Genomic DNA, 23,293 nt, shown 5'->3' with positions numbered 1-23,293 from the left:
CATAGATTGGAATAGCAGTGTACGAGACACAGCGCATTTGAAAAACTATGATGGTATGGATATATACCGTAAAAATTTTTCTGTCCTATGGAAATATGACTTGATTCATGGTAAAATAGGCAAGGAAAATCATTACTTATTGATAGACGAAAACGATATGACTACGATATGGAGGCTGAAGCTGTGTTCGAAATGGACGATAACTTTGAGGAACTCGCAAAGATCATCGTTGTCGGTGTCGGCGGCGGCGGCGGCAATGCCGTCAATAACATGATCGACTCCGGGCTGCAGGGCGTGGAGTTTGTCGCGATCAATACGGACGCACAGGCACTGCTCCAGTCCAAGGCGTCGACGCGTATTCAGATCGGGGAAAAGCGCACGCGCGGACTCGGCGCAGGTGCACGTCCCGAGATCGGAGAGGCAGCTGCAACGGAGAGCCGCGAGGCGATCATCGAGTCGCTGCGCGGTGCGGATATGGTATTTATCACGGCAGGTATGGGCGGCGGTACGGGAACGGGCGCCGCGCCTGTCGTGGCGGAGTGCGCGCGTGAACTTGGCGCGCTCACGGTTGCCGTTGTCACGCGCCCCTTCTCTTACGAGGGAATGACGCGCGCACGCAATGCGGATTCCGGCATTGAGAATTTGCAGGCTCACGTCGATACCATCATCACGATTCCGAATGATCGGCTCATGAAGATCATCGACAAGAACACGCCCGTCACCGAGGCATTCAGCAAGGTTGACAATGTCCTTTGGCAGGGCGTCAAGGGCATTACCGATCTTATCACAAATCAGGGCATCGTGAACCTCGACTTTGCCGACGTCAATACGACCATGGCAAACGGCGGCAGCGCCATCATGGGCATCGGTGAGGCGCGCGGTGAGGGAGCGTCCGTTGCGGCGGCAAAGGCCGCGATCGAGTCCCCGCTGCTCGAAACGAGTATCGAGGGTGCAACCTCCGTCATTCTGAACTTCACCGGATCGCGCAACCTCAGCATGTTTGAAGTCAACGAGGCATCCGAGTGGCTCAACAGCATGATTGTCAACTCTGCGAACGGGCGTCGTGCGAATATCATCTGGGGTATTGGTGTGGATGATGCACTTGAGGATACCGTGCGCGTCACCGTCGTTGCCACGGGCTTCGGCATGACTGAACAGGGACTTTCAGACACCGGAACGGGCTTTACCGACGATTGGGCGATTCCCCTGCCGGGAGCAAATACCGCGAAGCAGGCTGCTCCCGCATCGACACCTGCTGCACCACAGCCGCAGGCGCAAGCGCGCCCTGCATCCGCCGTTGTCCCGCCGCATCCGAATACGAACCGCGGCAGCGGACGCATGAATGTTGTCGAGCCGAATACGGGATCTGCCGGAACCGATATCATTGATATTCCGGCGTGGATGCGTCAGCGCTGATATCCCTTCGATAACGATAAAGTACCGCGTCTTAGAGAAAAGATATAGATTTAGAAAAGCTGAGAACGAGCATTTGAGAGCGTTCTCAGCTTTTTTGCAAAAACATGAAAATATCCCGCTGACTGAATAAATTAGGGGTGAAATGAGATGCGGAAGCAGGAGCGATGCACGAAGATTTTAGAAATACTCTTACATCATCGGGATGGGATGACAGGAGCAGATCTTGCGCACAGGCTGGACGTCTCTTCCCGTACCGTCCGTGCCGATATCAAATATTTGCAGGAATGTCTTGCAAAGAGCTGCTGTACACTTCTTGCAATACCCAACCGCGGCTATAAGCTGCAAGGCGCGGAGTACGGGGAAGATCTCCTGCGGCTCATAGACGGTAATAATGCTGCCGTCGGCGTTTTACATCCGAAAGAGCGGCAGAACTATATTGTCAGCCGGTTCTTGGAATGCTGTCTAACAAACACCTCGATCACACAGATGAGCCTCGCCAATGAGATGTACATTGGACTGTCTACCGTCAAGAATTACCTGACCGTGGTGCGCGAGCGATTTGCTGCATACGATCTCAAAATCGTTCAGTATAAGGCGGAAGGGCTGCGTCTTGAAGGTGCGGAGGGGGATCTGCGTGCCTTTATTGTCAATTATCTGCATGAAGTGACCGATGAGAAATTGTGCAGTCTGCTCTTTGACCGTATCGGCAACGAGGCGATGGAGCAGATTCTCACGCAGACGGCGAGCGTGCGGCATCTGCAGCTCACTGACACTGCGCGCAGGGATCTTTCCGTACAAACGGCGCTTGCGATACAGCGATCAACCGGGGGCCATGCGGCCGACTGCCTTTCCAGCATGGCGCAGAAACTGGAAGAAACCTTCGAATATGGCGCGGCGAAAGAGATTGCCAATGAGATTTTCCGCTATACGGGGATCGATGGTGCTCGTTTTAGGACCGGGACCCATCGGGCTCCTCGTCGCGCAGGTCGTTATGGCGCAGGGGGGACGAGTCGTCATGACGGGGCTTACACAGGATCTGCCGCGCCTCACAATCGCCAAAGAGAAATTTGGTGTCGAACACATTGTGGACGTGCAGAAGGATGATGTTAAGGAGCTCGTCGACCGGTTGACGGACGGCTACGGTGCAGACGTCTGCTATGACTGCACGGGCGCTGTGCCGTCTATGCATCTCGGCATGGATCTTCTTAAAAAGGGCGGACAGTACGTACAGGTTGGGCTCTTTGCGCAAAACGAAGTGACTGTAGATTTCTCCAAGATCATTCAGAAGGAGCTGACCGTCGTCGGCAGCCGTAGTCAGAATACGCACGACTGGGAGCCGACGCTGAAGCTCATGAGCGAGCGGAAGATCGACGCGGATAAGATGATTACGCACGAGGTCGGCATCGACGAGTGGGACAAGGCCTATCATCTGCTTAAGAGCGGTGAAGCGACGAAGATCGTCATGCACCCGATCGGGTAATACCGCATAAAAATCTCTAAAAAATCCCCCTAAGATAACGGTTCATATGAATCCGTCATTTTAGGGGGATTCTATCTGTCTGCAGCTGAGCGCTTTATACTTATTGTGCGTCCGATCAAAAAACACTCAAACATCCGTCGGTCTTATAACGCGGGGCATCCATCTAAAAGGACCGAGCGGGCGTCCTGCGTCAGCTAGTTTCTCTGCGATTTTCCGCCAATCTGCTTTTTGAAGGGATAACCCATCTTTTTCTGAGGTTCCCCTTTTACGATTGCTCGTTCCCAAGCTGCCCGGATGTGCCAAAGGATATACCGCTGATTTTACACTACCGATTTCTATCTCAACCGCACCGCTTTCTATTACTTTGTTATAGCCGCCGCGCTTATGACTCTTTCCGCCGGCTTTCAATACGGCAATAAAGATCTCCTGACCAAGACAAAGAATTATTTTTGGTTCGATGATTTCAACCAAGCGCTTAAAGAAGGGGAGGCTCGGGGCTATCCATTTGGGGTTAAAACCGCCCGAATTCCTTTCCATATTCTTCCGGTACCATGGAACAAAATTCGTGAAGAAGAGTTGCCTATATGTATTGCGGTTGTTGCGCAGATCGGGGAAACCGAGTTCGGCGAACAGCTCGCAGAGGTTGTTGTCCGTTGTAGAATACCCGGCGATGTCTTTCAAATAGTCGAATCGATCTTTTTGATAGTCCAATATGGGATTGTCCCCCTCAAGTCCAGAAAAATCCTGCCCAACAAGAAGTATATCGGCATCCAAATGACTGCGGCCGCCCTGCCAATAGCTCCACAGATTGATTTCTTTCAGATCGCTGCGATAATGATTCGAGAATGTTTCTAAATTTATTTCTGACAGCATTTTGGAATCGAAATGATCCACATCAGAGACTAATTGATTATATCGTTTGATTTTCTCTTCGGCTTTATCACGAGAGAGACCGCAGATCGCAATGACTTTTGTGTCCTTATGCATGGTATGATGCTCCTTCGCGTCTTTGTGTACGATATTGTGTTCCTCTCTATCCTTCTCAGGGGAATTTTCAGTAAGAATGCCCAATGAAAGATCAAGGATTTTTGCCAACCTGAGCAGTTTGTCTTGTTCGGGAAAATACACGTTTCGTTCCCATCCGCTAATGGTCTGGGGAGATACGGACAGCAGCTCTGACAACCGGCTCTGTGTGAGTTTTTTATGCGTGCGCGCCTGTTTTAATATTAACCCAAAACTCATAAATCCACTCCATTTAATCTATGTGATATCTTAATATAATTATATCATATGAAATTTAGCACGTACAGCAAGCAAAACTTGAATTGTTAAATTTATAACTCAAGCATAGCTTGAGCATGGAGAAAATAAAAAGAACTCTTGGCAGTAAGAGTTCTTCGAATGGTAATATCTTATATTTTCACTAACGGTGGAGATTACCCCTCCAAATCCGGGCGCAGTCCCGCGGCGCCGCGCAGGTAGATGTGGTGCATCTCTTTTTGTGAACAATTCGTATCGACGAGGAGGAGGGCGCGGATGCAGCGGGGGAGGCTGGCCTCGACAGCGCATTGGCGCGCGTCGAATAGGGGAACGAGGTCAAATCCCGGGAGGCGGCGCGCGCCGGTCGACGGGAATGCCGCGGTGAGATCCTCGGTGACGCTGAAGATGGCGGCGCCGATGTCCTCGGGGGCGATGCCGTTGGCGTCGACGAGGGCGCGGACGAGTTCCTGTGCCGCCTGCCAAATCTCTTCTTTGTCGTTGCGCTCCACAGTTGTGGCGCCGCGTATGCCGCGCATAGACTACACTCCCTTATGAACGTCCCAGATGAGACGCATACTCAGCATGAAGGCAATGAGATACCCAAGCAGTCCGATAACGGGAATGCCTGCGACCTGCGGCTGCATATTCGTCGTGCAGAGGGTGCTCGAGGCGATGAGACTTGCCGCGCACAGGAGCGCGAGGATGAGCTTGTTGATCATCTTGTCAAGCCGCTGCACGGGCTCTTCGGAGCCGGTGAGGTCGATGTTGAGCTTCGCCTGTCCGCTCATGGTCATCTTGAGGAGGTCGGCGAGCTGTTCGGGGATCTGCACGGACTTGCGCAGGAGCATGACGCCTTCCTGCTTTGCCTTATTCAGACCTTCTTTCCACGACATGCCGCTCACGATCCCGAGGGATAAACTGCGGGCAAATATTTCGAGGAAGCTGACCTCCGGGGCACAGCGGCGCATGACGATCTCGACGGTCATGACGCCGCGCGCGAACATGGCAAGCCCGCTCGGACAGCCGATGTGATGCACGCGCAGGATGCCGAGAATCTGATTCGTAAGGACGCCCATGTGAACGTCGGTGAAGTCGAGACTGCCGTACTGCTCCATCATGACGTCGATGTCCTGATAGAGCTGCGCGTGGTTGATGCGCCCCTTGACGATGCCGAGGGAGAGCACGGCGGATTTCATCTCGAATGTATCGTGCGTGGCAAGCGCGAGGATCGCACGGCGCAGGGCGGTACGGTCGCGGTTGCTGAGGCGTCCCATCATGCCGAGATCGAGCCATACGATCGTGCCGCCGCGCACGCGGATGTTGCCGGGGTGCGGGTCGCCGTGGAAGAATCCGTCCTCAATGATCTGCTTTGCGTAGTTCTCGCCGAGCCGCCGTCCGATCTGCGTGACGTCGATGCCCGCCGCATGAAGTGCTTCCGCTTGGTCGAGCGGGATGCCATCGATGTATTCCATGACGAGGATGTGCTGTGTGGAAAGGTCGCGCAGGACGCGCGGGCAGGCGATGAAGGGATTTTCGCGGTTGAGATGGGCGAACTCCTCGATGTGACTTGCCTCGATGAGGAAATCCATCTCCTGTTTTGCGATGTTCCACATCTCGTCCATGAGCGTGCGAAAATCGACAACATCGTCGCGGCTGACGATCCGGATGATGGTCGCGGCGCGCTTCATGAGCATGAGATCCATGCGCATGATGTCGTGGATGCCGGGGCGCTGCACCTTGATGACAACCTCTTCGCCCGAGGCGAGCCGTGCGCGGTGCGCCTGCGCGATGCTCGCGGATCCGAGCGGTGTACTGTCGATTTCGCGAAACACCTTGTTCCAGTCTTTATTGTATTCCTGCTCGACGACGGAGAGGATGACGGAGAAGGGGAGGGGGTTCGCACCCGTTTGGAGCTTCATCAGCTCGTCACAGTATTCGGTCGGCAAAAAGTCCGGGCGCATACTCATGATCTGCCCGAACTTTACAAAGGTGGGACCAAGATCCTCGAAGATAGCGCGCAGCTTCGAGGGCGTCAGTCCGTGCACAATATCGTGGCGGCGCAGGACGGTGACCATCTCGCGCAGACGCAGGGCGGCATTTTTATTTTCAGCGCCCGGCAAAAATCCCGTGAACATGATCGCCACCTCCTGTGCGGCATTTTTGAAACTTAGTTTGCGCCCGCGGCTTTGTATTTCTCTGCGAGCTGCTGTTTGACGGTCTCGTTGGAGAGGTATTCGTCGTAGGTCGAGATGCGGTCGACGACGCCGACGGGGGTGATCTCGATGATGCGGTTTGCGACGGTCTGCGTGAACTCGTGGTCGCGCGATGCGAAGAGGATCGTGCCACCGAACGACATCAGCCCATTGTTGAGGGCGGTGATGGACTCGAGGTCGAGGTGATCCGTCGGCTCGTCAAAGAGGAGGACGTTCGCACCCGAGAGCATCATGCGCGAGAGCATACAGCGGACGCGCTCGCCGCCGGAGAGCACCTCGGCGCGCTTTTGACTCTCTTCGCCGGAAAAGAGCATCCGCCCGAGGAAGCCGCGGACGAAGGTCTCGTCCGGATCCTTGGAATACTGGCGCAGCCAGTCAACGAGGTTCAGCTTTACGCCGTCAAAATACGCGTTGTTGTCGGCGGGCAGGTAGGTCTGCGTCGTTGTGACGCCCCATTTGAACGTGCCCTCGTCTGCAGTCTCTTCGCCCATGAGGATCTTGAACAGCATGGTCTTTGCCGCGCCGTTCGGTCCGACAAAGGCGACCTTGTCGCCCTTTTTGAGGGTAAAGCTGACGTTCTTGAAGAGCTGACGCCCGTCGAGCTCCTTGGAGAGCCCCTCGACGGTCAGCAGCTGATCGCCCGCCTCGCGGTCGGGTGTAAATGCGATGTAGGGGTAGCGGCGTGCCGACGGCTTGATGTCCTCCAGCGTGATGCGTTCGAGGAGCTTCTTGCGCGAGGTTGCCTGCCGGGATTTTGCGGCGTTCGCGGCAAAGCGCTGGATGAAGGTTTGGAGCTCTTTGATCTTCTCCTCTTTCTTCTTGTTTGCGTCTTTCGCCATCTGGAGCGCGAGCTGACTCGACTGATACCAGAAATCGTAGTTGCCCGCATACAGTTCGATTTTCCCAAAATCCACGTCGCAGATATAGGTGCAGACTTGGTTGAGGAAGTGGCGGTCATGCGAAACGACGATGACCGTGTTCGGGAAGTCCGCGAGGAAGTTCTCGAGCCAGTTGATGGACGAGACGTCGAGATGGTTCGTCGGCTCGTCGAGCAGGAGGATGTCGGGCGCGCCGAAGAGCGCCTGTGCGAGCAGGACGCGCACCTTTTCCGCCGCCGCGAGTTCGTTCATCTTAAGGTGATGCTTCGCGTCGGGGATGCCGAGTCCGTTGAGGAGCTGTGCCGCCTCGGTCTCCGCGTTCCAGCCGTCGAGCTCGGCGAACTCCGCCTCTAGCTCGGAGGCGCGCATTCCGTCCTCGTCGGAGAAATCCGCCTTTTCGTAAAGCGCGTCCTTCTCGTCCATGATCTCCACGAGACGCGCGTGCCCCATGATGACGGTGCGCAGCACCTCCACCTCGTCGAACGCGTAGTGATCCTGTTGGAGCACGGCGAGACGGTCGCCCGCGGTGATGTCCACGATGCCGCCCGTCGGCTCGATCTCGCCCGAGAGGAGCTTGAGGAATGTCGATTTGCCCGCGCCGTTCGCACCGATGATGCCGTAGCAGTTGCCGGGGGTGAATTTCAGGTTGACATCCTTATAGAGGACTCGTTTGCCGAATTGTAAGCTCAGATTGTTGACTGTGATCATGTAGCCGTGCTCCTTATCTATTTTTGCAGGATCGCGCGGAACATTGAGAGGATGCTCTGTCCGTAAGAGTCGCCGGGGACTGCCCAGCGTCCGTTGAGATCCTGCCAATGATCGAGTGTGCTTGTGCCGTAGACGTTCCGTACGAGTGTGTAGCGCGGGTCTATGACAGGGTGGACGGGTTTGCGGGTCGATGCGTAGGCGAGCAGATGTTGGATGTGTGCGCGCACGCCCATCTGCGAGGTAGGGAAATAAGCTCCCTTCACCGCCGTGCTCGTCGTCCCGAGCCCGCAGTAATTATTCTGATCCGGGGTCACCGTGCCGCCGTAGCGGAAAAATCCCGTCTCCTTGAGTGCCTGAGCAAAGGCGACGTCCGGGCGGATGCCCTCGCGCGCACCTTCCTCATAGTAGTAGGAGACAAGCTCGCGCGGCGAGACGGAGATGGCGGGATGCGGGTTCACGCTTAGGAGATAGTCGACGCATTGTTCCTCCGTCGCGAGCGGCGTGCCAATGATCGCGGTGTCGTACGCCGAGAGGGTACGCGGCACGCTGAATACCGGTTCCCCATCTGCAGATGCGGGCGGCGCCGTCTCCTGCAGGAGCGCGTTGATACGCGCACGAAAATCTGCCTTTTTCGGTGCGTCGGCCGTGCGCTCCGTATGTACCTTTGTCGCGGTCGCAGGATCGTGGGCACGGCGCGCGTCCGCCGTGACGGACGCGGTGAGGAGTGAGATACTGAGAGCTGCGGCAGTGACGCCGCACAGAACAATTTCCTTTCGCAAAGAAGTGAACCCCCTATATCGATGAGAATTTGACCAAGAAAAAGAAGAGCAGCAGCACGGTGAGGACGACGGTTCCCCAACGCGTTTTGAGCCATGTGCCGCGCGCGATGCCGAGCAGGATGCAGACGAGCAGAGAATCCATCAGCGAGACCTTGATATCGTAGCTCGCGAGGAAAAATATTGCCAGCACGAGGGCATCGCCCCATGTGAGCGGCTCCGGCGACGCCTGCAGGAGGCGCAGACCGCGCGTAAAGAGCATCAGTCCAAAGCAAAAGAGTGCGGCGGCGGGCATCGCGGGGAAATCCGCAATCGCCTGCGCGAGCGGCGCACACGGCAGCAGCAGGACGAGCAGCAGAGCAAAGGCACACGCCGTGAACGGGATGCCCCCGATGCGCCCTTCCTCCCGCGCGGGAAGCACCGCCGAGAGCGGCGCGATCGTCAGCGGGAACGCCCCGAGGAGCGCCGCGCCGAAATTCGCGCCGAGCAGCCGCGTCAGAACGCGGTACGAGCCGCGTTCCGACAACGACTCCACCGCGGCGAGCGATGCACCGCTCTCCACCATGAGCGCAAAAAAGAGTGTCACGCCGACCGTGACGGCGGCTTCGATGCGCATGGGGAACGTGAACGCCCCGAGCGTTTGATCGAGTCCCTCCGGCAGGAGGAACGGCGCGGCGGGAATTTCCCAAAAGCCTTCGAGCAGCGTGAGCGCGCCGACGATCGCCATGCCGATGAGCACGGCGCCGCGCACGTGCATCGTATGCAGCACGAGCGTGAGCACGATGCCGACGATCGTGTAGTACATCAGCGGATCGGAGAGTGCGCCGCCCATCGTAAGCGCCCACGGCGAGGGGAGCAGGATGCGCGCGTAGAGGCACGCCGTCACGAGCATGGAGAATCCGAGCCCGAGGACGAGCCCCGTCCGGACAATCGGCGGCAGGAGATCGATCGGATGCGTCTCGCGCTCTGCATGAAAGAGCAGTGCGTAGAGCAGGGAAACAACGGCGACGATGCCGAGCGCTTCCTGCCACGCGAGCCCGCGCGCGATGATCTCCTCGTAGATGAGCCATGCCGCAATCGCGGGAGAGGGGAGCGCAATCAGCGTCCGCCCGCCGCGCGATATGAGCAGCGTGCCGAGCGCGGCGGAGACAATGCTCACCGCATATGCCGCCGGCAGCGGCACGCCCGCGCGCGCGAGCAAGGAAGCAACGAGGACGAGCGTGAGCGCGGCGACGAGGGCAAGCGGAAGCATCGCGCAGCACGCGCGCAGCATCGCTTTTTTGTCGCTGCTCATCACCGTTCTCCTAGCTTATCTGCCGTTGTCTAAAAAACATTTCTATTTTACCATAAAGAAAGAATTTGCACAAATAAGAATGGACAGACGCGGGGAAGTGCTGAAAAATGAGCGCGGAGCAACGAAAAAGACCGATATGCTTGCACTTAGTGCAGAAGCAGATCGGTCTTGTTTTTTGGGAAAAATTTTACTTCATGTAAATCCGCGAGACGTGTTTCGAGACGAGGCAAAGCACCTCATAGCTGATCGTACCTGCGCGTGCGGCGACTTCGTCGGCGGTGAGCGTCTCCGAACCGAAGAGCGTCACCACATCACCGACTGCCGCCTCCGGGATGTCCGTCACGTCGATCATGCACTGATCCATGCAGATGCGCCCCGCGATGGGGGCACGTCTCCCGTGTAGCTCTACCGAACCGCCCGCATATGCACGCAAGAAACCGTCTGCGTAGCCGACCGAGATCGTCGCGATGCGCGTCTCCCGCGGGGCGATGAATGCTCGCCCGTAACCGACGGAGTCACCCGGCGCGACGGTCTTGATATAGACGATGCGCGCACAGAACTTCATCGCAGGGCGCAGCGTGATGGGGCGGGTGACTTCGCTCGACGGCCAGATGCCGTATTGGATGATGCCCGCACGCACCATATCAAAATGTACGTCGGGCAGATCGAGAATCGCTGCCGATTCTGCGATGTGACGGATGGGGATGTGGATGCCCGCGTGCTCGATGGCATCGCATGCCTCTGCAAAGAGACGAACTTGCTGCATCGCAAAGGACTTGTCCGCAGTGTCGGCGAGGGCGAAATGGGAGAACACTCCTTCGAGCTCCACGTTCGGGAGGGAGATGATCGCCCGTGCCATTGACGCCGCATCCTCGGGACGGACGCCGATGCGCCCAAGCCCCGTGTCGACCGCGAGATGCACCTTGACCGTTTTATTCTGACAGACGGCTTCCGCAGAGAGCGCCTCTGCAAGATCAAGACGGCAGACGGTCTGTGTGATGTCCGCGTCGACGATGTCAAAGGAGTTTTCCGCCTTTGTCAACCCGAGGATAAGGAGCGGCGTTGTAAAGCCCGCCTCGCGCAGCTTCAGCGCCTCGGAAATTGTAGCGAGCGCGAGATATTCTGCGCCGGCGGCAATCGCCTTGCGTGCCACGGCGATCGCACCGTGCCCGTAAGCGTCTGCCTTGACGACTGCACAGAGTTTTGCATCCTTTTGAATATGTTTACGTATTTCGCCGTAGTTATGTGCGATTGCACCGAGATTGATCTCGACCCATGCCGCGCGACTGGGCATAGATGCACTCCCTTTCAAAAATCATTGTATGATTGCGGTTTCTTTGTGGTTCCTGCCTATTCTACCGTACGTTGCGCCATTATGCAATGTATTCATCTCGTGATGAAAGATTTTTGCACGAAAAAAGTGCGCGGGTGTTTCTAAAAGGCGGCGTGATACGGTGGACAATTAAAAACCGGGATGCCGACGCGTATGCGAGGGTATCCCGGTCATGAGGAATATCAACGGGGGTTATCTTTTCTCCCAGCAGCGGTGCTTTTCAGCGTAGGTGTAGTAGAACCCAAGTCCGAGCAGCAGCAGGACGAAGAAGATGACGTTTGTCGTAATGGACAGCGCGTAGATCAGGTAGATGCAGACTACGATGCCGATCGGGGCAAGGACGTAGAGCATCGGGAACCGGAACGTGCGCGGCAGTTCGGGCGCATTGCGGCGCAGCGCAATGAGTCCGACAAAGACGAGCAGGAATGCCGTCAAAACGCCCGTATTCGCGAGCTCGACGATGTAGAGCATCGGAACGCATCCCGCAATGATCGCAATCGAGAGAGAGCCGACGAGCGTGATGACGTACGGCGTGCCATAGTCCTCATGGATTTTGCAGAGAGCCATGGGCAGGAAGCCGTCGCGCGACATTGCGAAGAAGACGCGTGCCTGTCCGAAGATGTAGACGATGAGTGTCGTGATCATGCCCGCGAGGATGCCAACGGTGACGAAGTTCGCAAGCCCCGTATAGCCGATGAGCCGCAGGCAGTAGGCCACGGGATCTGCACGATCGAGATCTGTGTAGTTGATGGTTGCCGTGAGGACGAGCGCGACGGCGGCATAGAGGCAGATGCAGACGAAGATAGAGAGCACAATGCCAATCGGCAGACTCTTCTCCGGTGTCTTGCATTCTTCCGCCGAGGTTGCTACGGTGTCAAATCCCATAAAGGAGAAGAATACGACGGCAGCTCCTGCCATGATCCCTCCGGGGCCAAACGGCAGGAAGGGATCCAGATTATCCGCAACAGCATGGGGGGCGGTGACGGCGACAAAAGCAACGATCGCGCAGAGTGTAATGAGGATCAGCGCCATGTTGAGCTTTGCACTTTCCTTTGTGCCGTGCGCCAGGATCAGCCCCAGTACAAGTGTGATGGCCACAGCGGGGAGATTGATGAGACCGCCCTCCGGCATGGTTGTCGTCAGCGCTTTTGGGATCTCCATCCCGAGCGACGCCATCATTCCTGAGAAGTAGGCGGAAAATCCGACGGCAACGGCACTCGCCGTGACGATGTAGCCGATGATGAGCGACCATCCGCAGAGGAACGCCATGCCCTCGCCGAGTGCGGCGAAGGTATAGGCATATGCGCTGCCCGCAACGGGGATCAGTGAGGCCAGCTCAGCGTACGCGAGACCGACCAACATACAGAGAAGCCCTGCGGCAATGAACGATAGGACAATGCCCGGGCCGGCATATTTCGCGGCACCAATACCTGTCAGGACGAAAACGCCTGCGCCAATGATGCCGCCGATGCCAAGGAAGGTAAGATCAAGAGTGCTGAGCGTGCGGATCAGCTTACTGCCCTCACGCTGCGCACTGAAGTCCTCCAGTGTTTTCTTTTTCCAGAAATGCATAAAACTCTCCCACTTTTTTTACAAAAGGAGCTGTTTCACGGAGCACGGAGATGCAAGGTGAAACAGCTCTTCAGGATTCAATCGTTCAAGGGATTAGAGGAACTTGTCAATTTCCTCGAACGGAATGTTCAGCGCCTCGGAGACGGCTTTGTTCGTCAGATGGCCGTCCACGGTGTTGAGACCGGATTTGAGTCCCGGCACTTCCTTAAGCGCAGCCTTGTAGCCCTTCGATGCGATAGCGACCGCATAGGGAATGGTTGCGTTCGTGATGCCGAGCGTGGAGGTGCGGGAAACGGCACCCGGGATGTTTGCGACGGAGTAGTGAATGACGCCGTGCTTCTCGAACGTCGGATCCTCATGCGTCGTCACATGATCGCAGGTCTCGATGGAGCCGCCCTGATCGATGGCGACGTCAACGATGACGGAACCCTTCTTCATGGTCTTGACCATATCCTCGGTGACGAGGGTCGGGGTACGGCCGCCCGGAACGAGGACGGAGCCGATGAGCAGGTCTGCCTCGCGCACCCACTTTGCGATGTTGTAGCTCGAGGAGTACTCTGTGATCACGCGGCCGCCAAAGATCTCGTCGAGATAACGCAGACGCTCAATGGAGAGGTCGATGATGGTGACGCGTGCACCGAGACCGACGGCGATCTTTGCCGCGTTCGTGCCGACGTTGCCGCCGCCGATGATGACGACCTGTCCCGCCGCAACGCCTGCGATGCCGCCGAGGAGAACGCCGCTGCCGCCGTAACGGCTCTCAAGGAACTGTGCACCGATCTGTACGGACATACGCCCTGCGATCTCGCTCATCGGAGCGAGGAGGGGGAGTCCGACGCCGTTTCTGCCGAGGACGGTTTCATAAGCAATGCCGACAACCTTCTTCTTGAGGAGCGCTTCGGTCAGCGCCGGCTCTGCCGCGAGGTGAAGGTAGGTGAAGAGGATCTGTCCCTCGTGGAAGAGATCGTATTCGGATTCGAGCGGCTCTTTGACCTTGACGATCATTTCTGATTTATCGAAGAGCGCCTTCTTATCCGAGATGATTTCTGCCCCAACTGCCTTATAATCGGCATCGGTGAACCCGCTGCCGACCCCGGCGCCCTCTTCGATCAGTACCGTGTGACCGGCACGGCGCATTGCCTCGACACCCGCAGGGGTCATACCGACGCGGAACTCATTGTTCTTGATTTCCTTCGAAACGCCAACAATCATGCTTTTTCCTCCTACACATACATAACAGAAGGTTTACACGGCAGGTAAACGTTGCAAATTACCCTAGTTAGCATTTTATTATAATTCAGATAGTTTTGTCAAGTAAAAAGAATCGCATTTACTTTTGTATACATAAGATTCTTTTGGCGGTATTGGGTCAAACTTGGACACAACAACCGGCACAAACTGCTGCGCCGGTTGTTCGTATTCGGTGATTAATTTTGTCGTGTCGTTCCCTTTAATGCGATGAACATTGCGATAAGGGCAAAGACGGCGCAGGCGAAGAGGAAATAGAGGGCGTTCAGGCTTCCGGTCATGGTACCGTCCGGGAGCGACGCGGGGACGGTTTGCTGTCCTGCCGCGACGATGCTCGAGACGACGGCGGTTCCGACTGCACCTGCGAGTTGCTGGAGCGTGTTGCAGACGGCATTTCCGTCACTTTGGCGTGCGGACGTAAGCAAGCGCACACCGTTCGTCATAATGTTGCCCGCTGCAAATCCTTGTCCAATCGTATAGACAACATAGATCGCCGTGAGTGAGAGCGTTGTCGATGCAGGGAGGTCGAGCGCAAAGGCGAACGAGGCGAGGGCAATCAGCGTGCAGCCGAAGACGATGGGGCGGCGTGCTCCGTACGTGTCGAGCATACGACCGCCGAACGGGGCGAGAATCGCACCGACAATACACCCCGGCAGGAGGATACAGCCTGCGGTGAAGGGGGATTCTCCATGTACGAGCTGAGAAAAGTTCGGCAGGAGAAAACCGAGTCCGAGCGTGATGAACTGAACGAGGAGGAGCGCGAGAACGCTGAGTGTAAAGCGGGCGTCGCCAAAGATGGAGAGCCGGATGAGCGGTGATTTGCTCCCTCTTGATCGCCGGGCGAACGCGGCGAGGAGCAGGATAAATGCAGCGAGGAGAGCAAGAATTTTTGGATCGCTCCACCCGTCGTCTCCTGCGAAACTCGTTGCGAGAATGAGTGCGATAAATCCCAATGAGAGGAAAACGTAAGACAACGCATCAAAGGAGGGACGATTGAGCGCGGATGATTGGCGAATCGCATACATGCCCGCGATAAATGAAAGCATGAGGACGGGGAGCAGCGAGAGAAAGATTTTGCGCCATCCAAAGGTCTCGACAACCCACCCGCCGAAGGACGGCCCCACGGCAGGAGCAAGCGCACAGATGAGCGAGGCGACGCCCATCATCATTCCCGTACGGTCGAACGGTGCCTGCTCGAGTACAATATTGAACATGAGAGGGAGGGCAATGCCCGTTCCCACACCTTGCAGCAGGCGCCCGACGAGCAGCATGGCGAAACTGTTCGCGAATGCTCCCAGCAGCGTGCCGATGAGAAAGAGGAGACTCGCCGTGAAGAACAGCCGCCGCATTGCGTATCGTGCCTTGAGAAAAGCTGAGAGAGGGATGATCACGGCAAGCATGAGCAGATAGCCCGTCGTGATCCACTGAACGACGGAGATACCGATGTCAAATTCCTGCATCAGTGTCGGGAAGGTGACGTTCATTGCCGTCTCAATGACGACGCCTGTAAAGGACATCAGACCCGCCGCGAGGAGGGAGAGCAGGAGCTTTGCGTCAATACGGCGTTCGAATTGAAATTCCGATGACATAGGTGATCCTTTCTGAAAATATATGCTGTGTGAGATGAAATAAAGAAACAGAGCAAAGACATATGCTCTGTTTCTTTATTTATTCAATCGAAGTTTTAGATATTCAGCGGACGATATTCGGGTGTCCAGCGGATCGCGTCGATTGCCTTGCCGATGTCTGTTTGTTCGGCGAGTCCTTCTTCGACGGCACATGCGGCGACCTTCTCTGCGACAGTGATCGAGAATTCGGTGAGACGCGAGACGGGCGGCAGCACGGCGGCGCCGGGGGAGTCAGGGTCAACGAGTCCGCCGAGTGCGTGTGCGGCGGCGGAGATCATGCGGTCGCTGAGCCGTTTTGCCCGCACAGCAAGCACGCCGAGACCGACGCCCGGGTAGATGAGCGCGTTGTTCGCCTGTCCGATGCGGTAGGTGACGCCGCCAAAGTCAATGGGATCGTACGGGATGCCCGTTGCAATCAGTGCCTTTCCGTCCGTCCATCGGAGAAGATCCTGCGCAGTCGCTTCGGCGAGTTTGGTCGGGTTGCTGAGCGGGAAGATGATGGGGCGCGCGGTATGTGACGCCATTTCCTTCACAACCGCTTCGCTGAATGTGCCGGGGGCAGTGGAAGTGCCGACGAGAATCGTCGGATGTACCGCCCGCACGGCACCGAGGAGATCGGCGCTTGGCGCTCCCTGCGGGAACTCGCTGCGGCTGCGGGCAAAGGGGCGCTGCTCCTCGGTGAGATCGTTCATATCGTCAAAGAGCAGCCCCTGCCGATCCACAAGGTAGAATCTCCTGCGCGCCTCCTCCGGGGAAAGCCCCTGCGCGATCATTTCGCTCATCACAAGATTTGCGATGCCGACGCCTGCCGTACCCGCACCAAAGCACATGTAAGTCTGATCTGTCAGCTTTTCCTTGCTGATGCGCAGCGCGCCGAGGATACCCGCGAGCGAGATGATCCCCGTCCCCTGCACGTCGTCGTTAAATGTCGCAATGCGGGGGCGATACTCGCGCAGAAGGGCGGTCGCATGATCGCGCCCGAAGTCTTCAAAGTGCAGATAGAGACCGGGGAAGAGACTCTCCGCGGCGTCCACGAATGAAGCGACAACGCGGTGATAGGCATCGCCCGTGAGCCGATTCTTTCGTACGCCGAGATAGAGCGGATCGGCGAGCAGTGTTTTGCGGTTCGTGCCGACGTCGAGGACGACGGGGAGCACGCAGGCGGGATCGATGCCCGCTGCCGCAGTGTAGACCATGAGCTTGCCGACGGAGATATCGACGCCGTTTGTTCCCCAGTCGCCGATGCCAAGAATCTCCTCGGCATCCGTAACGACGATCAGACGGATTTTGCGGTCGCCCGCAGCACGGTGGAGGATATCCTTGAACTGTGCTTCATCATTCTCGGTGAGGTAGACGGCGTACTCCGGATCAATAAATTCGTGGCTGTACCCTTCGATACTCTCGGCGATGACAGGATCGTAGACGACGGGCATCATCTCTTCGACGTGCTCGGCAAACACTTTGAAGAAGAGCGTGCGGTTGATGGAGAAGATGCGCATGAGGTACTCGCGTTTTTGCAGGGGTGATGCTTTCTTTTGATAGAGTTCATACGCCTGCGCCGCCTGCTCCTCGAGCGTCTGCACGGCGGGCGGCAGGAGTCCCCGCAGACCGAGGCGGTCGCGTTCCTCCTCGGTGAAGGCGCTGCCCTTGTTGAGGAACGGATTGTTCAGAATGTCATACGGTGTCATGATAGGTCCTCCCATGTCCCATATATCTAAAAGCTAAATCTATCATAACACAAAAACAGGAGAGCCGTTATCTTTTTTTCGAGATCGGATTCGTGCAAAGAATTTTCAATAGACGATATACGACCAATGGAAACATGCCGCGCGTTCGTTTTGCCGTCGCTTAAAGTTGAAGGAGACGCGCGATATTATTCCCTAAGGCCATTTCGGTTGCTGCGGCGGATGGACTGACGTATTCGATCAGCTGCCTGCAAAGGACGGGGGCGCCGAAGGGAGCATCCGAACCGAAGAGGCATCTTTCCGGGACTTCCGTCAGCGCACATTTCACCGAGAGCGTTGTGAATGCTGCCGATAAATCCAAATATACATTGTTGTGATTTTTCGCGAATGCTATGGCCTCCATCCAATGAATGCCGCCCATATGACCGAATATCACAGGAACCGACGGGTATTTTTCGCATAGACGCATGAGGATCTTGAGACCGCCGATCCCGACGGGATGAAATGTGTGCACCCATACGGGCAGCCCGGGGAAAGAAGAAAGTGCGGCAAATATCGGCGTGAGCTCCTCCATCTGCGCATCGGAGCCGGGCGTGAATTCGCCGACGCCTTTCAGCGCGTTGCGGACGACATGTTGTTCTATCCATGCGGATGTGTCCGGTAGGGATAAGCCCAAAGGAACGGGGCCGAACCCGAAAAAACGATCCGGCGCAGAAGCGATTGCACTCGTTAATTCGACGATGCATGCTTTCATTTGCGCGCGCCGCTCTTCCGGTGTATACGTTCCGCCGAGCACGCGGTACAAGACGGCCATTTCTTTGTCGATATCTTTCAGTGCGGCTGTTTTCGCCCGTTCGACATGCGGCGTCGTTGTGAATAAAATTGTCTTGTCGATCTGCGCCTCGTCCATCTTTTGAATCTGGAGGGACGTCGGCAGCATGACGTGTTCGTGATTATCGATGACCATAAAACCCTGCCTTTCTTATGCGTTTTCTGTTATAATCAACCATAGCACGATAGAGAAGGCGCCGCAAGAAGGCACTTTTTTGACGTTTAGCGGCATTTTTGACACCGGCAGAGGAGGCCGAATTATGGCAAAGGCGATGGAAGCTGCGGATCGATGCCCGATGGAAGTCTGCTTAAATATATTGACCGGGAAGTGGACACTGAAACTCCTTTGGCAGATATCCAAAGGACCCGTTCGTTTCAATGAACTGCGGCGACAATTGGCGCCTATTGCGACGAAGACACTGGCACGGCAGCTGCAGACGCTGGAAGAACAAAAAATGATCACAAGAACCGTCTATCCGGAAACGCCGCCGAAAGTGGAATATGCGCTGTCCGCTCTCGGCATGACAATCCGCCCTGTTTTGAAGGAACTTTGCACTTGGGGACGGCACTATCAAGAAACGATTTCAAAAAAACACATGATTGATGGCACGGCAGCGCCCCCCAAAGATTGATGTGACGGCGTCAATCTTTGGGGGGCGTTGAGAACGGTAATGGTAAAGGCGTCCAATGTGCCGGGGCAGTGCAAAATGCCGCGGTGTGTTATCCCTCGGCTTCGCGTGCCGCGATGATGGCGTCGATTTCGCGCTGCTGTGCGCGCTCCATGCGTTTTTGGATGAAGATGTTCGGGATGGAGACGCCGACGACGATGGCGAGGATGATCGTGATGCCGTCGACGCCGAAGCGCAGTGCCTCGAGCAGCTCCTCCACGGAGATGGTCTGTATGTGGAGAATAGCGAAAAGGAGTCGGTAGAGGAGGACGCACGGAACGAGCGGAATGACGGGCGGGATGATGAGGACGGTGTTCGGCGTGTGAACGATGTGGATGATCTTCAGTGCTGCGATGCCGACGACGGCGGCAGCGACGAACGAGCCGATCGCCTGCGGCAGTCCGAACTCGAGCATGATGACATTGCGGATCAGCATGGTCACGATGCCCTCAAGGGCGACGACGGCGAGCAGTTTTTTCGGCGTGTTGAACATGACGGAGAAGCCGCCCGCCGCGAGCGCTGCGGCAACCGCTTGGTTCAGATAGGTATCGGTCGGCTGGATATGCACGTCCGAGATGTTGTGCACGCCCGCGACGAGAATGGCGAAGGCAATGCCGAATGTGAGCCCGCCGATAATGAGCATGGTGTCCATGGCACGCGTCATGCCGGAGGTGGTGAAACGGTTGAGCATGTCGCTCGCGGCATTGACCGACGGGAAGCCCGGCATGAGGAATATGGTACACGCGACGAGTGCGTACCACATGATGGGAAGCCCGAGTACGGTGGGGATGATCCAGGCGCAGAGCGTCGCGACAAAGCCTGTGATCATGGCACATGCATATGGGTTGAATGCATTCTGTGTGCTGAGCCGGTAGGAGATAAATCCTGCGAATGCAGCGATTGTTGCGATCAGCGCCTCGAACCAACTCCCTCCGAAGAGTTTGCACGAACCGCCCGAGCCAATCGCGGCGCCGAGCGCGATTACCCAGTCCGGATAGCAGAGCGGGCGCTGACGGATGCGCTCGATGGCGCGCTCGATGGGATGCATGGCGGTGTTGCCGCGCAGGATGCGCCACGTGAGCTTGCTGACGGCGGCAATGACGGCGAGGTTGACATTGTGCTTCATACACTTGCGGAACTGCGTGAAGGAGCGGTTGCTGTCGCTGACACTCAGCATGAGGGTCGTATAGGTGACGTGCGATTGAATTTGTTCCTGTGGGATGCGCAGATGCGCCGCCGTACGGGTCATATCGCGGACGATGCGCCCGCAGTCCGCACCGTTCTCCATAAGGGTCTGCCCGATGTCGAGCATGATCTTCATCTTGCGGTTGAGCGTTTTATTGTCGTCGCAGGACGCGTCTTGAATGCGCGCTGTTTCCATAGAACCTACCGTGTGCCTTTCTCATCTAATTACAACTTTTACACATTATAGCATAGAGTTGAAGATGGGTGAACTATGATTTTGAAAGTTTTTCTCTATGGAAAAATACGGGTGCTATGGAAGCGGAACGGCAACAAAATCAGTGTCGCCCCGGTCGAAAACGGCGCGCCCCGCCGTGCGGTCGGTCAGCGCGCGTATATGTGCGTCGCAGTCCTCCGGGGGGAGGAGGAGCGTCAGCGTTGCCTCGTCCGTATAGACGGTTTCGCCCGTGTGGAGTGCGGCGTCGCGGATATAGCGCTCAATGGGGGCGAGGAGATCGTAGCCGATATGCAGTCGTACGGTGCGCAGGGGCGTCATGCGGACTTTTTCTGCGGCATCGAGGCCGAGTCCCGCCGCGTGTGCGTAAGCGCGGATGAGACCGCCCGCGCCGAGCTTGATGCCGCCGAAGTAGCGGACGACGGCGACGGCTGCATCCCTGATGCCGCGCGCCTTGATCACCTCGAGGATGGGGCTGCCCGCCGTACCGCCGGGCTCGCCGTCATCGCTCGAACGCTGCTTCTCGGCGGATGCACCGCAGACAAAGGCATATGGCATGTGGCGAGCATCAAAATGCTTCTTTCGAATCTCCTCGAGCCAAACGCGAACATCGCTCTCCTCCTCGGCGTGACGAACATAGGAGAGGAAGCGAGAGCGCTCAATTTCATATATAACAGGGGAGACGCCTGCGATCGGCGTCTCCCCTGTCTTAACGGTGATATAGGACGCAATGGTCATTTGTTTTTACGGTTGAAGTAGTCGACGATGGAGGCGTCGAGCAGAATGTAGGTCGGCCCTGTGCTCGCTGTGAGCTCGCCTGCTTGGAAAATGGGGCAGACGAAGCCGCGCCCGCCGAGGAAGTAGTTGACGGGAACCTCTTGGACGGATTTTTCCGGTCGGATGGGGGTGTTGCGGCCCTGTTCGTTGTAGAGGTGTCCGCTGACCGCTTCGCCGTCGAGATCAGACGGTGTGACATGCACGAAGAACGCAAGCGGAAGCCTCTGCCCCGTCTTTTTGTAATAGACGAAGCCGTAGTCGCGGCGCACGGGCGTGTTCTCGCGCAGGGCATAGCGCAGGTCGGAAAACGTCACGGAGAGGAAATTGTCGTCGTCGAGGTGGACGCGATAGCCGAGCTCACCGCGGTAGAATGCGCCGCTTTCAAACTGTGCGCGGTAGCTTTCCGCGAACGCCCGGATGTCGGCGTTGATGCGATCTGCGGCAGCCGTGTCGTCAAGACTGAGCACGGGATAGGCGACGGAGAGGTTTACCGCAGTCTCGCGGTGGTCGGTGACGGCAGCAGAGGAAATTCCCGCAGTGCCGAAAACGAGGGCGAGCGCAAGCAATAAGGCTCTAAATTTCATAATGTAACGGCCTCCTTAACTATGGATAATCAAATCATAATAAAAATTTACGTTTTTGTCAAATAAATGATAGTAATCGCCGCGGTCTTGTAGTATGATGAAAGCGGTTTTTTAAGGACTGTGTTCAAATGTGAAGAAAGGTTGTGTTATCAAGGCAATGAGCGAATCGACCATGCAGCGTAAGCTGAAGCATCGGCATCTTCAGCTCATCTCCATCGGCGGCGTCATCGGGAGCGGATATTTTCTCGGTACGGGCTATGTGATCGAGCAGGCGGGACCTGCATCCGTGATCTCGTATCTGCTCGGCGGTCTCATCGTCCTCGCGGTTATGCTCTGTCTCGCGGAACTCGCGGTAGAGAAACCGCTGTCCGGTTCGTTTGTTGTCTATGCGCGGGAAAATATTTCGGCGGCGTGGGCGTGCGGCGTCGGGTGGTCGTACTGGGTGACGTGGGTCTCCTATGTCCCCTCAGAGATGATCGCGGCGGGCATCATCATGAACTCATTCCTGCCCGAGGTCGGGACAATTTGGTGGGCGGTGTTCTTCGGACTCATCGTGACAGTCATTAATCTGTTCCGTGTGGATAAATTTGGGGAGAGCGAGTTTTGGCTCTCGCTCTGTAAGATTCTTGCGCTCGTGGCATTTAGTATCGTTGCGCTCCTCATTTGTCTCGGACTCATCGGGGAGGAGGGCTTTATCGGCACGCGCATCCTCCTCGGCAGCGGGGGCTTTGCCCCGCATGGATATTGGAGCATCGCGCTCACGATGGTCATTATCCTTGTCAACTTCCAGGGGGCGGAGATCATCGGGCTTGCAGCGGGGGAGACGGCGGATCCCGCACGCAGCATTCCGTTTGCAGTGCGCAATGTGACGTGGCGCATCATCGCACTCTACATCGTTCCCATCACGCTGCTCATCTCCATTTTGCCGTGGGATCGGGCAACGCTCACGGAGAGTGTGTTTGCGGCAGCGCTCGAAGCGCACGGATTTTCGCAGCTTGCGGCATTCTTCTCTCTCGTTGTGCTGACGGCGGCGATCTCGTGCTCGAACTCGGGACTATACGGTGCGGCGCGCACGGTTCACGCCCTCGCGACGATGGGGATGGCACCGCGGATACTTGGCGGGCTGAACGGGAAGGGAATTCCTTCGCGTGCAATTTATGCATCCATCGCCTTTTGCTGGGTGGTCATCGGCATCTATGCAGCGAACCCCCATGCTGCACTTTACACTTATCTGCTCGCGCTCTCCGGATTCTCGGGGGCGGCGGCGTGGATCTCGATCTGCTGGAGCCAATATCGGCGGCGGCGCACACTCGAGGCACGGGGAGAGGTCTCATTGCTGCGCTACCGTATGCCGCTGTTCCCCTATGTGACGCTCTTCGGCATTTGGGCGCAGGTGCTCTGTCTCGTGTTCATGATCTTTACGCCCGAGCTGCGTGCCGCACTCTATCTTGGCGTACCGATGCTCATCGTACCGATGCTCGTCTATCGCGTTTTGCACCGCACGCGCTGACGTGATATAATGAGG

The 23,293-nt window shown here is 56.7% G+C and carries 19 protein-coding genes and 1 pseudogene; 5 read left to right on the top strand and 15 right to left on the bottom strand.

The genetic code is table 11. From position 1 onward, the window contains the following. Nucleotides 1-168 precede the first annotated feature (168 nt). The 3 genes and pseudogenes from ftsZ (at nucleotide 169) to K341_RS11665 (ending at nucleotide 2,896) form a co-directional block, all read left to right on the top strand. Nucleotides 169-1,416 (top strand): cell division protein FtsZ, encoded by a 1,248-nt coding sequence (gene ftsZ / locus K341_RS0106720; protein ID WP_211221210.1) that lies wholly within the window; start codon nucleotides 169-171, stop codon nucleotides 1,414-1,416. Between the two features lie 147 nt (nucleotides 1,417-1,563). Then, a pseudogene (locus tag K341_RS12930) lies at nucleotides 1,564-2,058 on the top strand (HTH domain-containing protein); the annotation flags it as partial. Nucleotides 2,059-2,086: 28 nt separating this feature from the next. Continuing rightward, entirely contained in the window at nucleotides 2,087-2,896 is an 810-nt protein-coding gene (locus K341_RS11665; protein WP_345936591.1) for a zinc-dependent alcohol dehydrogenase, read from the top strand. A 126-nt stretch (nucleotides 2,897-3,022) separates the two neighbouring features. Here K341_RS11665 and K341_RS12085 read toward each other — a convergent pair whose 3' ends face one another. The 12 genes from K341_RS12085 to K341_RS0106650 form a co-directional block, all read right to left on the bottom strand. Next, the gene (locus K341_RS12085) at nucleotides 3,023-4,138 is read right to left on the bottom strand and encodes a helix-turn-helix domain-containing protein (RefSeq protein ID WP_051217778.1); all 1,116 of its coding nucleotides are present in this window, start codon (nucleotides 4,136-4,138) and stop codon (nucleotides 3,023-3,025) included. Between the two features lie 194 nt (nucleotides 4,139-4,332). Beyond that, complete coding sequence (aroH, locus tag K341_RS0106700; RefSeq protein WP_009349326.1) at nucleotides 4,333-4,692, bottom strand: chorismate mutase; 360 nt, start codon at nucleotides 4,690-4,692, stop codon at nucleotides 4,333-4,335. Nucleotides 4,693-4,695: 3 nt separating this feature from the next. Continuing rightward, nucleotides 4,696-6,291, bottom strand: a complete 1,596-nt coding sequence (locus K341_RS0106695; RefSeq protein ID WP_026762280.1) for an ABC1 kinase family protein — start codon at nucleotides 6,289-6,291, stop codon at nucleotides 4,696-4,698. A 32-nt stretch (nucleotides 6,292-6,323) separates the two neighbouring features. Next, a complete protein-coding gene (locus tag K341_RS0106690) occupies nucleotides 6,324-7,955 on the bottom strand; it encodes an ABC-F family ATP-binding cassette domain-containing protein (protein WP_009349324.1) in 1,632 nt (543 codons plus the stop codon). Between the two features lie 17 nt (nucleotides 7,956-7,972). Then, on the bottom strand, nucleotides 7,973-8,734 hold the full coding sequence (locus K341_RS0106685) for a glucosaminidase domain-containing protein (protein ID WP_026762279.1): 762 nt from the start codon (nucleotides 8,732-8,734) through the stop codon (nucleotides 7,973-7,975). A 13-nt stretch (nucleotides 8,735-8,747) separates the two neighbouring features. Continuing rightward, the gene (locus tag K341_RS0106680; RefSeq protein WP_026762278.1) at nucleotides 8,748-10,025 is read right to left on the bottom strand and encodes a hypothetical protein; all 1,278 of its coding nucleotides are present in this window, start codon (nucleotides 10,023-10,025) and stop codon (nucleotides 8,748-8,750) included. A 187-nt stretch (nucleotides 10,026-10,212) separates the two neighbouring features. Then, entirely contained in the window at nucleotides 10,213-11,319 is a 1,107-nt protein-coding gene (gene alr / locus K341_RS0106675; RefSeq protein ID WP_026762277.1) for an alanine racemase, read from the bottom strand. A 231-nt stretch (nucleotides 11,320-11,550) separates the two neighbouring features. Continuing rightward, on the bottom strand, nucleotides 11,551-12,930 hold the full coding sequence (locus tag K341_RS0106670; protein ID WP_026762276.1) for an amino acid permease: 1,380 nt from the start codon (nucleotides 12,928-12,930) through the stop codon (nucleotides 11,551-11,553). A gap of 93 nt (nucleotides 12,931-13,023) precedes the next feature. Beyond that, a complete protein-coding gene (ald, locus tag K341_RS0106665) occupies nucleotides 13,024-14,142 on the bottom strand; it encodes an alanine dehydrogenase (RefSeq protein WP_009349319.1) in 1,119 nt (372 codons plus the stop codon). Nucleotides 14,143-14,357: 215 nt separating this feature from the next. After that, nucleotides 14,358-15,767, bottom strand: coding sequence for a DHA2 family efflux MFS transporter permease subunit (locus K341_RS0106660; protein ID WP_026762275.1), 1,410 nt, complete (start codon nucleotides 15,765-15,767; stop codon nucleotides 14,358-14,360). A gap of 95 nt (nucleotides 15,768-15,862) precedes the next feature. Next, nucleotides 15,863-17,494 carry a malolactic enzyme gene (locus tag K341_RS0106655; RefSeq protein ID WP_026762274.1) on the bottom strand — a complete coding sequence of 544 codons (1,632 nt, stop codon included), beginning with the start codon at nucleotides 17,492-17,494 and terminating at the stop codon, nucleotides 15,863-15,865. A 160-nt stretch (nucleotides 17,495-17,654) separates the two neighbouring features. Then, on the bottom strand, nucleotides 17,655-18,401 hold the full coding sequence (locus K341_RS0106650) for an amidohydrolase family protein (protein ID WP_248676882.1): 747 nt from the start codon (nucleotides 18,399-18,401) through the stop codon (nucleotides 17,655-17,657). A 181-nt stretch (nucleotides 18,402-18,582) separates the two neighbouring features. Here K341_RS0106650 and K341_RS11655 point away from each other — a divergent pair, with 181 nt between their 5' ends. Beyond that, on the top strand, nucleotides 18,583-18,954 hold the full coding sequence (locus tag K341_RS11655) for a winged helix-turn-helix transcriptional regulator (RefSeq protein ID WP_050788013.1): 372 nt from the start codon (nucleotides 18,583-18,585) through the stop codon (nucleotides 18,952-18,954). 88 nt (nucleotides 18,955-19,042) lie between these two features. On the opposite strand, the gene K341_RS0106640 is transcribed toward K341_RS11655, so the two are convergent. The 3 genes from K341_RS0106640 to K341_RS0106630 all read right to left on the bottom strand — a co-directional run bounded on the left by K341_RS0106640 (nucleotide 19,043) and on the right by K341_RS0106630 (nucleotide 21,768). Beyond that, the gene (locus K341_RS0106640; RefSeq protein WP_026762272.1) at nucleotides 19,043-20,371 is read right to left on the bottom strand and encodes a threonine/serine exporter family protein; all 1,329 of its coding nucleotides are present in this window, start codon (nucleotides 20,369-20,371) and stop codon (nucleotides 19,043-19,045) included. A 114-nt stretch (nucleotides 20,372-20,485) separates the two neighbouring features. Then, a complete protein-coding gene (locus tag K341_RS0106635) occupies nucleotides 20,486-21,145 on the bottom strand; it encodes an IMPACT family protein (protein WP_009349312.1) in 660 nt (219 codons plus the stop codon). Beyond that, a complete protein-coding gene (locus tag K341_RS0106630) occupies nucleotides 21,142-21,768 on the bottom strand; it encodes a polysaccharide deacetylase family protein (RefSeq protein WP_009349311.1) in 627 nt (208 codons plus the stop codon). The genes K341_RS0106635 and K341_RS0106630 overlap by 4 nt, the downstream gene beginning before the upstream one ends. 157 nt (nucleotides 21,769-21,925) lie before the next feature. On the opposite strand from K341_RS0106630, the gene K341_RS0106625 reads away from it, so the two are divergent. After that, nucleotides 21,926-23,278, top strand: a complete 1,353-nt coding sequence (locus tag K341_RS0106625; RefSeq protein WP_009349310.1) for an amino acid permease — start codon at nucleotides 21,926-21,928, stop codon at nucleotides 23,276-23,278. Nucleotides 23,279-23,293 lie beyond the last annotated feature (15 nt).

The organism is Centipeda artemidis DSM 19719, assembly GCF_000426665.1.
GTDB classification, from domain to species: Bacteria; Bacillota; Negativicutes; order Selenomonadales; family Selenomonadaceae; genus Centipeda; species Centipeda artemidis.
This window is presented reverse-complemented; position numbering and strand designations above follow the sequence as displayed.

Bases quoted from the DNA above. Each gene is read 5' to 3' on its own strand.
- ftsZ (WP_211221210.1), top strand. From the start codon at position 169: ATGGAGGCTGAAGCTGTGTTCGAAATGGACGATAACTTTGAGGAACTC.
- K341_RS11665 (WP_345936591.1), top strand. From the start codon at position 2,087: ATGAGAAATTGTGCAGTCTGCTCTTTGACCGTATCGGCAACGAGGCGA.
- K341_RS12085 (WP_051217778.1), bottom strand. From the start codon at position 4,138: ATGAGTTTTGGGTTAATATTAAAACAGGCGCGCACGCATAAAAAACTC.
- aroH (WP_009349326.1), bottom strand. From the start codon at position 4,692: ATGCGCGGCATACGCGGCGCCACAACTGTGGAGCGCAACGACAAAGAA.
- K341_RS0106695 (WP_026762280.1), bottom strand. From the start codon at position 6,291: ATGTTCACGGGATTTTTGCCGGGCGCTGAAAATAAAAATGCCGCCCTG.
- K341_RS0106690 (WP_009349324.1), bottom strand. From the start codon at position 7,955: ATGATCACAGTCAACAATCTGAGCTTACAATTCGGCAAACGAGTCCTC.
- K341_RS0106680 (WP_026762278.1), bottom strand. From the start codon at position 10,025: ATGAGCAGCGACAAAAAAGCGATGCTGCGCGCGTGCTGCGCGATGCTT.
- alr (WP_026762277.1), bottom strand. From the start codon at position 11,319: ATGCCCAGTCGCGCGGCATGGGTCGAGATCAATCTCGGTGCAATCGCA.
- K341_RS0106670 (WP_026762276.1), bottom strand. From the start codon at position 12,930: ATGCATTTCTGGAAAAAGAAAACACTGGAGGACTTCAGTGCGCAGCGT.
- ald (WP_009349319.1), bottom strand. From the start codon at position 14,142: ATGATTGTTGGCGTTTCGAAGGAAATCAAGAACAATGAGTTCCGCGTC.
- K341_RS0106660 (WP_026762275.1), bottom strand. From the start codon at position 15,767: ATGTCATCGGAATTTCAATTCGAACGCCGTATTGACGCAAAGCTCCTG.
- K341_RS0106655 (WP_026762274.1), bottom strand. From the start codon at position 17,494: ATGACACCGTATGACATTCTGAACAATCCGTTCCTCAACAAGGGCAGC.
- K341_RS0106650 (WP_248676882.1), bottom strand. From the start codon at position 18,401: ATGGACGAGGCGCAGATCGACAAGACAATTTTATTCACAACGACGCCG.
- K341_RS11655 (WP_050788013.1), top strand. From the start codon at position 18,583: ATGGCAAAGGCGATGGAAGCTGCGGATCGATGCCCGATGGAAGTCTGC.
- K341_RS0106640 (WP_026762272.1), bottom strand. From the start codon at position 20,371: ATGGAAACAGCGCGCATTCAAGACGCGTCCTGCGACGACAATAAAACG.
- K341_RS0106635 (WP_009349312.1), bottom strand. From the start codon at position 21,145: ATGACCATTGCGTCCTATATCACCGTTAAGACAGGGGAGACGCCGATC.
- K341_RS0106630 (WP_009349311.1), bottom strand. From the start codon at position 21,768: ATGAAATTTAGAGCCTTATTGCTTGCGCTCGCCCTCGTTTTCGGCACT.
- K341_RS0106625 (WP_009349310.1), top strand. From the start codon at position 21,926: ATGAGCGAATCGACCATGCAGCGTAAGCTGAAGCATCGGCATCTTCAG.